8 protein-coding genes and 1 riboswitch are annotated in these 12,918 nt (G+C 67.8%); of the genes, 3 read left to right on the top strand and 5 right to left on the bottom strand.

Features of this window, described 5'->3' with window-relative positions; translation table 11 throughout:
* Positions 1-14 precede the first annotated feature (14 nt).
* Positions 15-110, bottom strand: a riboswitch (TPP riboswitch).
* Between the two features lie 117 nt (positions 111-227).
* On the bottom strand, positions 228-1,355 hold the full coding sequence (locus G4G00_RS12990; RefSeq protein WP_164274193.1) for a phosphotransferase: 1,128 nt from the start codon (positions 1,353-1,355) through the stop codon (positions 228-230).
* 157 nt (positions 1,356-1,512) lie between these two features.
* On the opposite strand from G4G00_RS12990, the gene G4G00_RS12985 reads away from it, so the two are divergent.
* Together G4G00_RS12985 and betT are read left to right on the top strand one after the other, a co-directional pair.
* Positions 1,513-2,613 carry a hypothetical protein gene (locus G4G00_RS12985; RefSeq protein WP_240336159.1) on the top strand — a complete coding sequence of 367 codons (1,101 nt, stop codon included), beginning with the start codon at positions 1,513-1,515 and terminating at the stop codon, positions 2,611-2,613.
* A 62-nt stretch (positions 2,614-2,675) separates the two neighbouring features.
* A complete protein-coding gene (gene betT, locus G4G00_RS12980) occupies positions 2,676-4,649 on the top strand; it encodes a choline BCCT transporter BetT (RefSeq protein WP_164274190.1) in 1,974 nt (657 codons plus the stop codon).
* Positions 4,650-4,704: 55 nt separating this feature from the next.
* On the opposite strand, the gene G4G00_RS12975 is transcribed toward betT, so the two are convergent.
* The 4 genes from G4G00_RS12975 to G4G00_RS12960 form a co-directional block, all read right to left on the bottom strand.
* On the bottom strand, positions 4,705-5,067 hold the full coding sequence (locus tag G4G00_RS12975; RefSeq protein WP_108751804.1) for a glycine zipper 2TM domain-containing protein: 363 nt from the start codon (positions 5,065-5,067) through the stop codon (positions 4,705-4,707).
* Positions 5,068-5,346: 279 nt separating this feature from the next.
* The gene (locus tag G4G00_RS12970; RefSeq protein ID WP_108751805.1) at positions 5,347-7,344 is read right to left on the bottom strand and encodes an XVIPCD domain-containing protein; all 1,998 of its coding nucleotides are present in this window, start codon (positions 7,342-7,344) and stop codon (positions 5,347-5,349) included.
* Positions 7,345-7,448: 104 nt separating this feature from the next.
* Positions 7,449-8,390 carry a hypothetical protein gene (locus tag G4G00_RS12965; RefSeq protein WP_240336158.1) on the bottom strand — a complete coding sequence of 314 codons (942 nt, stop codon included), beginning with the start codon at positions 8,388-8,390 and terminating at the stop codon, positions 7,449-7,451.
* A gap of 200 nt (positions 8,391-8,590) precedes the next feature.
* Positions 8,591-9,229: a response regulator transcription factor gene (locus G4G00_RS12960; protein ID WP_108748073.1), complete on the bottom strand. Its 639-nt coding sequence runs from the start codon at positions 9,227-9,229 to the stop codon at positions 8,591-8,593.
* A 75-nt stretch (positions 9,230-9,304) separates the two neighbouring features.
* Here G4G00_RS12960 and G4G00_RS12955 point away from each other — a divergent pair, with 75 nt between their 5' ends.
* A complete protein-coding gene (locus G4G00_RS12955; RefSeq protein WP_164274187.1) occupies positions 9,305-12,916 on the top strand; it encodes a transporter substrate-binding domain-containing protein in 3,612 nt (1,203 codons plus the stop codon).
* Positions 12,917-12,918: the final 2 nt, after the last annotated feature.

The following is a 12,918-nucleotide window of genomic DNA, read 5'->3' as shown; positions in this document are numbered from 1 at the left end:
AGGGAACGGGGGTGCGACAGCTGCTCAAAGCTCCCTACGCCGGTGCAAACCGGATCAGGTTCCAAGGGACTCTCTCAGCCTGGCAGATCCAGGCACCCCCGCTTCAGGTGACCATTTCACTACAAACCGTACGGATTTGCGAGTCCGGGAACGGGGCAGGGGGGCCGGGGCTGGGGGTCAGATCCCTTTCCGCAGGAAAGGGCTCTGACCCCCAGGCCTGTAGGACGCTATGCCGCAGCGCGCAGCGCCTGCAGCAGGCCCTGGCCGGCCTCGGTATGGAACCAGGCCGGGTGGCCCAGCATGAACGGCTGCCAGGCCACGTCGGCATTGGCGGTGGAGCCGGTGATGCCTTCGAAGTACTCCACTTCGGACAGTGCGAAGTCGAAATGCACCATCGGCAGCAGGTCGGCCAGCAGGTGCACGCGCTCGGCCGACAGCGGCAGCACCTGCCGGTAGCCGGCCAGCAGGGCCAGGGCGATATCGGGGCGCACCGCGTCGGCGCCGCGCTGCAGCTCCAGCCAGGCCACCGCATTGCGCTCGATGGCCGTGGCCAGGTCGAACAGCGCGCTGGTGGGCGAGGCCAGGCCGAAATCCAGTACGGTGGCGATCTGCCCGTCGCGGGCCCACAGCAGGTTGGAGACGTGCCAGTCGTTGTGCGCCCACAGCCGCGGTTCGTGCTGCAGCCGCTGGGCCAGGCCGGCATGCCAGGGCAGCACGTGCTCGCGCAGCTGCGCCTGCCAGGGAATGCGCGCCAGGTAGCGGGCCAGGCCGGGGCGATCAGGCAGGCTGGCCTGCAGCGCCGCGATGGGATCGTGTGCGCGGATCAGATCGTCGCGTGCCACCAGGATGTGGGTATCGCGCTGCGGCGCCTGGTAATCGGCTGCGGCACGGTGCAGCCGGGCCAGCATGCGGCCTGCTTCCTGCGCCTGTGCGATGTCGGTCAGCAGGGACCACGAAGGTGCATCGCGATAAAGGTCCACGCCGGCGCCCACCGCGTGCAGTTCGTAAGTCCAGGGGCCCTGCTCCAGCGCGGTCTGCCCGTTGTCTGCAGCCAGCACCTGCACCACCGGTACATCACGCGCCGCCAGATGGGCAACGAAACGGTGTTCTTCCTGCAGCACGGCGGCACTGCGCACGCTGTGGTGGTGGCGCTTGATGAAAACGGCGCCGTGTTCGCCGCGCGCGATCGCCGCGGCCGAGAGCGGGCGCGGGCTGTGCCATTGCAGCGTGGCAGTAGGGCCGAGCTGCGTATAGCGCTGCCCCAACCAGGCCAGGTCCTGCGCGGAAATCGCCGGCCAGTCGGCCGCGACCTCATCGTTGTTCAGGCCCTGCACGCGGTGGGAAGTATCGGTCATGGTGGCGCGTTCGCAGATCGGATGGGCAGCAGCACAGCGCGCTCATGGTACCGCCCGTGCCGCGTTCCTGCGCTGGCCCGGTGAAGAGGGCGCATACCCGTGCTGGTTACACTGGCAGGCTTACATTCTGGAAACAGGGAGGCACCGGGACGCAATCGTGCGATGTTTTTTCTCTATTTTTCTTGGCGCACTGGCGTGCGCATCGGCCGGCCAGGCGCTGGCACAGCCCCACGATCCCAATGCGGAACCGTGGTTCGACGCAGGCGGCGCCGTCCGCTTCAACTATGGGTGGCTGGATTACGGCCCCACCAGCGGACTGCAGCTGGAACTGCTGCGTGCCGACATCGATGCCGGTGCCGGGCCGCTGTTTTTCTCGGCGCAGTACCGCTGGTATGACGGCTTCGATGCGGTCCACCACGCCTATGCAGGCTGGCAGTTCAACGAAGACACCGATCTGCGTGCGGGTATCCAGCAGGTGCCGTTCGGCCTGCTGCCCACGGCTTCGCAGAGTTTCTGGTTCGGCTCTGGCTACTACCTGGGCATCGAGGATGACTACGATCCCGGCCTGGTGCTGCAGCATCGCAGTGGCCACCACCTGTGGCACGTCGGCTGGTTTGCCGGCGATGAGTACGGCGACGCGGCGCGCTACGACCGCTACTCGTTCGATGTGGCGCGCACGCCGGAGCTGCCCTACCGCGAGCGCGACCGGGTAAACCTGCGCTACGAGCATGACCGTGACTGGCACGGTGGAACGCTGCTGCTGGGTGCGTCGGCGTTCAGCGGTTCGGTGCAGAACGTGGAAACGCGCCGCCATCATGATCACCACGGCATGGCCGTGCATGCGCAATGGGCGCGCGATGGCTGGACCACCCAGCTGCAATGGGCGCGCTACCACTACGCTGTGCCGGGCGCGACGATCGCGTTATCGGCTTTCCAGGCACCGTTCCAGATCGCGCGCAAGGCCGATGTGCCCAGCGTCAACGTGGCCTATTCGTTTGGCGAACAGCGTTGGCTGGATGACATCACCTGCTACAACAACCTGAGCATGACCCGCCCGCTGCAACGCCAGCCCGGCATGCGCGACTCGTGGCAGAACGTCACCGGCTGCAGCCTGGGCAGGGGCATGATGCTGACCTACATCGACTGGATCGCCGGCAAGAACATGTGGTTCGCCGGCGGCGATGGCATCGGCCTGGACCCGCAAGGGCCCTCACGCTGGCACTCACGCCTGAACCTCAATATCGGTTTCTACTTCTAGGACGCCCTTCATCGCGGTCCGCCGCGTATTCCCTTCACGCATTTCCGTTCACGGAGGACGACATGCCGAGCTCCGCTCCGCACCCCACCCCCGTCAGGCAGCGCATCCTGCCGCAGGTATTCATTCCCACCGCGGCGATCGTCATCGCCCTGCTCGCCCTGGCCGCGTTCGCCCCGGACCTGGCCACGCGCTGGTTCACCGCCGCCAAGACCTGGACCGCCAACGATGCCGGCTGGTTCACCATCCTGGCCGTCGCCGGCTTCCTGGTGTTCGTGGTGGGCGTGGCCGTCAGCGGCTATGGCCGCATCAAGCTGGGCCCGGACCACAGTCGCCCCGACTACAGCTATGCCTCGTGGTTCGCGATGCTGTTTGCCGCCGGCATGGGCATCGGCCTGATGTTCTTCGGCGTGGCCGAACCGATCATGCACTACGCCACCCCGCCCACCGGCACGCCGGAATCGGCCGCGGCGGCGCGCCAGGCCATGCGCATCACTTTCTTCCACTGGGGCGTGCATGCCTGGGCGATCTACGCGGTTGTGGCGCTGGCGCTGGCGTACTTCGGCTTCCGCCACAACCTGCCGCTGCGCGTGCGCTCGGCGCTGTACCCGCTCATCGGTGAACGCATCCACGGGCCGATCGGCCACACCGTGGATACCTTCGCTGCGCTGGGCACCATCTTCGGCCTGGCCACCTCGCTGGGGCTGGGCGTGATGCAGATCAACTCGGGCCTGAACTACTTGTTCGGGCTGGAAGTGAGCACGCTGGTCCAGGTGGTGCTGATCGCCGTCATCACCCTGGTGGCCACCGGCTCGGTAGTGGCGGGCCTGGACAGCGGCGTGCGCAGGTTGTCGGAATTGAACATGATCCTGGCGGCGGCACTGCTGGCCTTCGTGCTGGTCTGCGGGCCCACCGTGCACCTGTTGCAGGTGCTGGTGCAGAACACCGGCATGTACGTGTCGCAGCTGTTCTCGATGACCTTCAACCTGTACGCCTACGAGCCCACCGGCTGGCTGGGCGGTTGGACGCTGTTCTATTGGGGCTGGTGGATCGCCTGGTCACCGTTCGTGGGCATGTTCATCGCGCGTATCTCGCGTGGCCGCACCGTGCGCGAATTCGTGGTGGGCGTGCTGCTGGTGCCGCTGGGCTTCACCTTCCTGTGGATGACCATCTACGGCAACACCGCTTTGTTCATGGTGCGCGCCGAAGGGGTACAGGAACTGGTGCAGACCGTTTCCAGCGACAGCTCCATGGCGCTGTTCGAATTCCTGCGCCACCTGCCGTGGACGATGGCAACCTCGTGCCTGGCGGTGCTGCTGGTGGCGTTGTTCTTCGTCACCTCGGCCGATTCGGGAGCATTGGTGATCGACATGCTCACCTCCAAGGGTGAGGAGGAATCACCGCTGTGGCAGCGCATCTTCTGGGCGTTGCTGGTGGGTGCGCTGGCGGTGGCGCTGTTGTTTGCCGGTGGCCTGGAATCACTGCAGGCGGCCACGATCGCCAGCGCGTTCCCCTTCACCCTGGTGATGATCCTGATGTGCTGGGGCCTGCTGAAAGCGATGCGCCTGGATGCCACCAAGCGCTCGATCATCCGCGACGCACGCATCCTGCCCGGCACCAGCGATGACTGGCGTGCGCGCCTGCGGTTGCTGGCGCACAACCCGGTGCAGGCCGAGGTGCTGCGCTTCATCGACCAGCAGGTGATGCCGGCCCTGCAGGACGTGGCCGGTGAACTGCGGCGACAGGAGCTGGAGGTCGAGGTGACCCTGGGCGAGGATGGCCGCGCCTGGCTGCAGGTCGGCCATGGCCAGGAAATGGACTTCTTCTACTCGGTGCGGCCGCAGCCGTACGAGCCGCCCAGCTTCACCCTGCAGGACCCGCGCCGTGCCGCCAAGGCCGGGCGTTACTTCCGCGCCGAGGTCTACCTGCGCGAGGGCGGGCAGGACTATGACGTGATGGGCTGGACCCGCGTGCAGCTGATCCACGATGTGCTGGATCAGTACGCCCGCCACCGGCAGTTCCTGGACCACGTGCGCTGAACAGCAGAACGCCGGCCGTCACTGCGGCCGGCGTTCCGGGTGTTGCCAGGTGTACTTACCAGCCGCGGTGGCGACCGCGGTCGTGGCGGTAGCGGCGATCGTCGTGGCGGTAGTAGCGGCGGTCGTGGCCGCGGTCATGGCCGTAGCGACGGTCATAACGGCGGTCGTAGCGACGATCGTCGTGACGGTCCTTGGTGGTCAGGTTGCCGATGGCACCACCGGCCACGGCACCGCCCACGGTGGCGGTCGGGTCGCCGTTGGAAATCAGGTGACCGGCCACGCCGCCCACCACGGCACCGACCACGGTGCGCTTGTCCTTGCGTGACAGGGCGCTGGCATCGCCGACCACGGCCAAGCCGGCCAGCAGCGCCAGGGCGAGGCCGAGGCTGCGGAAGCTGAGTGAGGACGTATTGAGCATGTTCGGGTCTCCAGTTGGGGGCATGCCACGCGGGGCAGGGAAGGCGCCAGGGCGCCGTGGCTGCCGCAGGTACCACGCTGGGCTTCGGACATTGCCGGAACATTGCGTGGGCCACCCGGTCGGCGTGCGCATTCATCTAGCGTCATGCGCCATGAAGCCCGCCTGAAAGGAGAAAGCTGAACCGAAGGTTCGGAGCCCGCCCTGCGGACGGAATCCGAACCCAGGGTCAGATCCCCTTCCGCAGGAAAGGGCTCTGACCCGAAGCCGGCACCACCGGCCTCAGTGCCCCATCGCGCGCTGGTTCTGGCGCACCTGTTCCTGCTGCTGATCGTCCTGCTGCTGCAGCACGTTCGGTGCGCCCTGCACGGCACCGCTGCTCAGGGCCACGCTCTGTTCGCTGGCGGCCTTGGCATCGACCGAGGCACGCACGGCGGCCGGGTCGCCCATCGCGCCCTGCACGGCAAACAGACGTTCACCGTTCATGCTGGGCACCACCGAATCGATGCGCTGCAGACCGGCGGCATGGGCGTCGCGGGTGAGCGTGGCGGCGGTGGCTTCCAGCGCGTGGCGGTCCTTGAACGTACCGGGCGGCAACTGCTCCAGACCGTGCACGGCCTGGTTGTACATCGGGTTGCGCGGGTGGCGTTCGTCGTTCAGCAGCGGACGTTCGCGCGCATCGTTGATGGCATCGAGCGTCTTCGGGCCGATGATGCCGTCCACGGCCAGGCCGTTGTCCTTCTGGAACTCACGCACGGCCGCTTCGGTGTTGCGGCCGAACTTGCCATCCTCGAACAGCGGCTTGCCGTCGGCACCCACGTAGCCCAGGTGGCCCAGCTGTTCCTGCGCCTTGCGCACGCCTTCGCTGTGGTCGCCATTGCGGTGGATCTCGCTGCGCGGCGCGCTGGCGGTGGCCTGCGCAGGTGCTTCCTTGCCCTGTTCGTGCTGTTGGGTCTGGCTGCGGTTTTCCAGCAGGTCGCGCGCCTTGTGCAGCGGGTCGGAGGCGAACAGCTTCCAGTTCGGGTGGTTTTCCACCTGCTTCAGGTAGTCCTCCACCGGCATGGTGTGCACGCCCAGCTTGCCGGTGGACTGGCTGATCAGCAGCTTGTCGGTGTTGGGGTCGCGCACCACCATCACGATGTGGTCGATGCCGTTCCAGTGCTCGTGCTTGGTCTTGGCCGTGTCCAGGCCGATCACCATGCCTTCCTGCAGCGCGCCCGGCTTCAGGATGTCGTCGCGCTGCAGCAGCACGCCCGAATCCTTGTAGGCCTGCTGCACGATGCCGCCGGAACCGGCGAAGCCCAGCTTGATCTTGTCGGCATCGCCATAGACGGCGTGGCCGGCCTTCTGGTTGATCTCGTCCTGGGTCTTGTTCAGCATCGTGCCGACCCAGCCGGAGCAGTCCACGTAGCCCTGGTCCACGTTCTTGCCGGTGATGCCGTTGCCACGGTAGTACTGGCTGGACGCGATGTTGATTGCGTACTTCACATCGTCGTACTTCACGCCGGCATCGTAGGCGGCGGTCAGGGCGATGCCCGGCTTGTCCTGGTTGGCCGCCGCTGCAGCCGACACGGTGGCGGCGGTGGGCGCCGGCACGGTCTGGGTCGGGCCCGCGGCGGCCTGCACCGGTGCACTGCGCGCCGGCGCATCGGCGCTGATGGCGGCGATGTTCTTTTCCGGAATGCTGATGCCGTCGTACTTGCGGTCGTAGTACTGGGCGAAGGTGCTGGCCAGGTCCTTGTCGTTCATCGTGCGCATTTCCGCGCGGGTGTGGCCGGTCAGCGCTTCGATGTCGCTGCCGATCTGGCCCATGATGCGCGGGCGCATGTTGATCGGTTCGCCGTGGCCATCACGCACCACGCCGAAGGTGCCGGTGGCGATGGCGGTCTGGATGGAGCCGTAACCGGCCGCACCCTGCTGGTGGGCCAGGTACAGGTCCAGGCCGGTGGGCGATGCTTCGCCGGACAGGTACGGGTGGCCGGTGCGCGCGTGGCGCTTTTCCATGTCGGCCAGGTTGCGCTGGAACATGTCCGCGGCCGCTTCGGTGTTGCGGGTCGGGTCGTACTCGTGGCCGCTCAGGCCGTACTGGCGCGCCGACGACGGCAGGAACTGGAACAGCCCCTTGGCGTCGGTGCGGCTGTTGTGCGCGCGCTCGTCGAACTGGCCGCCGGTCTCGATATGGGCAAAGCGCAGGAAGTCTTCGCTGGGAATGCCCTTGCGCTGGGCCACCTGTTCGATGATGTCGAGAACTTCCTGTCTGCTGTAGTCACGTTGTGCCATGACGTTTTCCTCTGGGGTTGATGGAGCGGCCTGTGCCGCGTTACGCCAACCGGACTCATCCGTGAGTCATCAACATGTCGGTCAACAGGTACTGCGTGTAAGGGTTACTGCGCGACGTAGGCCTTGCGGGCGGCGTCGTAGTAATAGCGGCGTGCATCGCTGGCGCCCAGTGCACGGGTCTGCCCCGGTGCATCGATCGTGGTGCCGGTGGCGACCACGGTGATGGCCGGCAGGTCCCTGCCCGGCACGGCGCTGAAGCTGAGCGTGCCCTGGTTGCTGATGCACGGCATCACCGCACCGTCGTCGCAGGCAGCCGAATTGTCTTCGCCGGTGTTCACCGTGCCGGCACTGGCCCAGACCTGGCCATCTTCGGACGTCTCGTAGTCCGGGTTGAACACCAGGATCTCGTAGCCTTCCACGCTGGTGCCGTTGCTGAAGCTGCGGGTGGGCACGGCCAGCACCAGCTTGCCGGCGGCGGTGCGGTGTTCGACCGGCTTGCGCTTGCCGTCCACGTCCGGGGCGGTGCCATAGGCGCCGATCGCGCCGATCCACGGCTCCACGCCCTTCAACACCCAGGGGCGGTCGGGCTTGTCACCGCTCAGGGTGAAGGTGGCTTCGGACAGGGTGACACGGCTTTCCGGGCCCACGTCGTCTTCGCCGGGCTTGCCGAACTTCTGCGGCGTGTTCCAGGCAAAGCCGGTGTAGTAACGGGTGCCGGCCACTTCGTAGCTGTGGCCGAACCAGAAGGTCGCCACGGCGCCATTGGCCACTTCGTAGGAGACGGCGCCGTCGCCATCCACCTGGTAGATGAAATACAGCACGCTGCCGGCATCGGGCGGGGTGGCAACCGCGGCGGGGGTCGCAGCGGCGGTGGCGGAGTTCTGCATGGGGGCAACTTCCTGTCGTGGCGCGGCGGCGCCCTGGGGTGACGCGGTCGAGGTCGAGGGAGTGCAGGCGCTGGCCAGCAGCGAAACGGCCAGGCCAGCCAACGCCATGCGCAATCGCGGGCGGGCGGCAGCCGGGACGTAACGGGGGGAATGGGTCATGCGCCTCTCCATGGTGTGCGGGCGTCGGGCCGGATGGCCAACGCAGAATGCGCGCCGCCCGCAGTCGGGCAGCGTGGTGATGGGCCGGTCGATTCCTTCGACCTCGCATGGGAGAGCCCATCGGCGCGGATCATGGCACAGCTGTGGCGTCGATCACAGTGTCAGCACCGGGCGGCCACCGTGAAATCGTGAAGCAGTTCTCAGATTTTGCCGTCGCGCAGGTAATCGAACAGCTCGGCGTCGCCCTTCAGCCCCAGCTTCAGCATGGCATCGCCTTTCTGCCGGCTGATGGTGCTGACGCTCTTGTGCAGTTGCAGCGAGATCTCCTTCACGGTCATGCCGGTGCCGAGCAGGCGCAGCACTTCCACTTCGCGCGGCGACAGCGGCTTGCCGTCGCCTTCGCGCATGCGCCAGCTGCCGGCCTCTTCCACGCGCTCGCGCAGGCTGCGGCTGATGTAGGACTGCCCGCGGTAGACCGCCTGGATCGCCTGTGGCAGTTCTTCCATGGACGAGCTCTTGTCCACCAGGCCGAGCACGCCGCTGTCCAGCACCATGCGCAGGATGGCCAGGTTGTTGGACACGCTGAGCAGCAGCACCGGCAGATCGGGATAGCGGCGGCGGATCATGCCGATCATCGCGAAGCCGTCGGCCTGGGCGCTGCCGGGCATGGAATAGTCGGTGACCAGCAGGTCGCAGGGCTGGCTGGCCAGCAGTGCGATCAGGGCCTGGGCATTGTCGGCTTCGCCAACCACCCGGCCCACGCCGCTGGATTCGATGACCGCGCGGGTTCCGATGCGGACCACGGGGTGATCGTCTGCGATGATGATGCGCAAGGTCATGCTCTAGTATGGCCTTCGGGCAGTGCCGGCCGCGAGCAGCGCGGTACCCGGCGGGTTCAAGGGAGATCGTCGCAGATGCGGAACGGCGCTGTTCGTGGATGGGTCCTGTTACTGGGCTTGCTGGGCCTGTCGCTGCTGGCCCAGGCCGAGCCCGGACCCTTGCCGCTCACCCCGTTGCAGCGCCAGTTCCTGGCCGCGCATCCGGTGGTGGTTGTCGGCCAGTATGACAGCGGCTGGCCGCCCTACGAGTTCCTGCAGGACGACCGGCCGGCCGGGCTGGGGCCAGATTACCTGTCGCTTCTGACCCGTCAACTGGGCAGCAAACTGGAGTTCCGTCGCTACCCGGACTGGAACGCGGTGCTGGACGCGGCGTGCCGTGGCGAGATCGATGTGGTGATGAACATCGCCCTGAGCGCCGAGCGCACCCGTTGCATGGTCTACACCCGCGCCTACGCCGAAGCGCCGCTGGCGATGGTGGGCCGACCGGGTGACCTGCGCGCGTCCGAGGCGCCGGATCTGGACGGGCTGCGGGTGGTGATCGAGCAGGATTTCATGACCGCGCCGCAGGTGCGTGCCCGCTTCCCGCGTGCCCGACAGCTTGTCGCAAACAACACGCAAGCCGCGTTGGAAATGGTCAGAGACGACAAAGCCGACGTGTTCATCGGCAATGCCTATGTCGCCACCGAGCTGATCGCCCAGGAAAAACTGCAGGGCGTAGTGCTGCTGCGGCCCAGCGATCTACCGCCCGAGCGGCTGCATTTCGGTGTGCCCAACGGCAAGCAGCCGCTGGCCGAAGCGCTGGACCTGGCGCTGGCGGCCAGCAGCGCCTCGCAGCAGGAGGCGCTGGTGCAGCGCTGGCTGCCGCCGCTGCAGTGGTCGGCATCGGCCCAGCTGGCCCTCAGCCAGGCCGAAAAGCGCGTGCTGCAGGAGCCGCTGAAGATCGGCTTCCCGCCCAATGCGGCGCCGCTGTCCTTCGCCGACGCGGGCGGCCAGCCCACGGGCCTGGCCGCCGAATACCTGCGCCTGCTGGTAAAGGCCGGCGCCAACCTGCAGATCGAACCCAGCCACGACTGGTTCGAGGTGCGGGCCAAGGCCAAGCGCGGCGATGTGCAGGCAGTGATGGGCATTCCGCTGGATTCGCAGTACCTGGGGCCCGACTGGGTGTTCAGCCAGCCCTTCATCAGCGTGCCCAATGTGATCGTGACCGCGCAGGGCAGCCCGGTGCTGCTGGGGCTGGCCGACCTGCAGGGCAAGCGCGTGCTGCTGTCCGACCCCGAACGCGTGCGTGGCTATGTGCTGCAGCAGGCGCCGCAGGCGCGCATCATTCCCGCGCGCAGTGCCGAACAGGCGCTGCAGCGGCTGCTGGACGGTGATGCCGATGCGTACGTGGGCAACCTGGCGCTGGTCGACCACATGCTGCGCGAGCGCTTCCCCGGCCGCCTGCAGATTGCCGCACCGGCAGGTTTCAACGACCAGTTGGCGCTGGCCGTGAACCACCGCCATGCCGCCCTGGCCACCACCTTCGACCGCCTGCTGCTGCAGATGACCCCGCGCGAACGCGAATCGTTGCGTGGCGACTGGCTGGCTGTGGAATACCGCCAGGGCGTGCACTGGAGCGGGCTGCTACGCTGGATCATTCCGCTGCTGCTGGTGCTGCTGACCGCGGCCACCGTGCATGGCCTGGGCCACTGGCGCCTGCGCCGTGAAGTGGCCGGACGCCGCCACGTGGAGCAGCGCCTGGCCGAGGTGACCGACAACCTGCCGGCGATCGTCTACCAGGCCCGCCGCGCGGCCGACGGCACGCTCACCTTCCCGTTCATTGCCGGCGATGTGCAGGCGCTGTTCGGCATTACGCGGCAGCAGGCGATGGAGGAGACCGGGGCGTTGCTGGGCCGTATCGCGCCGGATGATCGCGCCGTGATCCTGCAGGCCACCGCGCAGGCCGCGCGTCACTTCGCTGCACTGTCGTTCGAATTCCGCGTGCTGACCGACGATGACAGTCAGCGCTGGGTACGCAGCCAGGCCCACCCGTACGCCGCCGAGGCCGGTGCGGTGACCTGGAGCGGCTACTGGGTGGATGTGAGCGAGGCGCGCGCGCAGGCCGACGCGCTGGCCGCAGCCAAGGTGGAAGCCGAGCAGGCGGCCGACGCCAAGTCGCGCTTCCTGGCCACCATGAGCCACGAGATCCGCACGCCCATGAGCGGCGTGCTGGGCATGCTGGAAGTGCTGTCCCATTCGCCGCTGGACCAGGAACAGCAGCGCATCATCACCGTGATCGAGGATTCGGCGCAGATGCTGCGCCAGATCCTGGACGACATCCTGGATTATTCGCGCATGGAAGCGGGCGCGCTGCGCCTGGCGCCGGTGCCGATGCCGCTGCGCCCGCTGCTGGACAGCGTGTGCCGGTTGCTTTCGCCGCAGGCCACGGCCCGGGGCCTGGAGCTGCAGGTGGACATCGACCCGCGCCTGGCCCAGGCACACGAAGTCGATGGCGTGCGCCTGCGGCAGATCGTCTTCAACCTGCTCAGCAACGCGATCAAGTTCACCAACGAGGGCCATGTGCGCCTGCAGGTGGATGTGCTGGGTGCCACCGCCGAGGATGGCAGCCAGCCGCTGCGACTGACCGTGTCCGATACCGGCATCGGCATTGCCGAAGACCAGATTCCGCACCTGTTCGCGCCCTTCACCCAGGCCGGCGCCTACATCCAGCGCGAGCATGGCGGCACCGGGCTGGGGTTGAGCATCTGTCGGCGCCTGGTGCACAAGATGGGCGGTGAGCTGAGCCTGCACAGTGTGCTGGGCGAAGGCACGCGGGTGGACGTGGAGGTGGCGCTGGTGGAAGCGCGCGCCGAAGACGTGGCCGCGCTGCTGGCCGAGCAGGAACAGACCGCGCTGCTGCCGCCGGCGTTGCGGGCGGCGCGCGTGCTGGTGGTGGAAGACCACCCGACCAACCATGCGATGATGGCCTGGCGCCTGCAGCAGCTGGGCGTGCCGCATGTGCTGGTCGATGACGGGCGGCAGGCCCTGGATCGGCTGGCGAAGGAACCGTTCGATCTGGTGATCACCGACTGCCGCATGCCGGTGATGGATGGCTTCGCCTTCGCCCGCCTGCTGCGCGAGCGTGAGAGCCGCAACGGCCAGCCGCGGCTGCCGGTGCTGGCGCTGACCGCCAGCGTGCTGGACGACGACGCACGGCGCTGCCGCGAGGCGGGCATGGACGATGTGCTGGCCAAGCCGTTGTCGCTGGCCACGCTGCGCCAGGCCTTGCTGCGCTGGCTGCCACAGGCGGCCGGGCTGGATGCGGCCGAGCTGGCCGCCGCCACCCATGCGCCGGGTGAGGTGGTGGATGCATCGCTGGCGCTGCCGGATCTGGCGGCGCTGCAGCAGCGCTTCGGTTCGCTGCAGGTGGCCACCCAGTTGCGCGACAGCCTGCTGGCCGCCACGACCAGCGACATGGCCGATCTGCACGCGGCGCTGCGCGACGGCGACCGCGCCCAGCTGGTGCAGCACCTGCACCGCATGACCGGTGCGCTGGGCGCGGTGGGCGCGCAGGGCCTGGCCGCGCGCGCCGGCGCCCTGGAAGAGCAACTGCAGCAGGGCGACGAGGCGGCCATGGGGCCGTTGCTGCAGCAGGTGAGCGAGTTCATGGCCCTGCTGCAACAGCAGCTGCAGCGGCTGGCTCAGTGAAC

The organism is Stenotrophomonas sp. B1-1, assembly GCF_010894375.1.
GTDB lineage: Bacteria > Pseudomonadota > Gammaproteobacteria > Xanthomonadales > Xanthomonadaceae > Stenotrophomonas.
The sequence above is the reverse complement of the archived record's forward strand: the minus strand, read 5'-3'. Positions and strand labels throughout refer to the sequence as shown.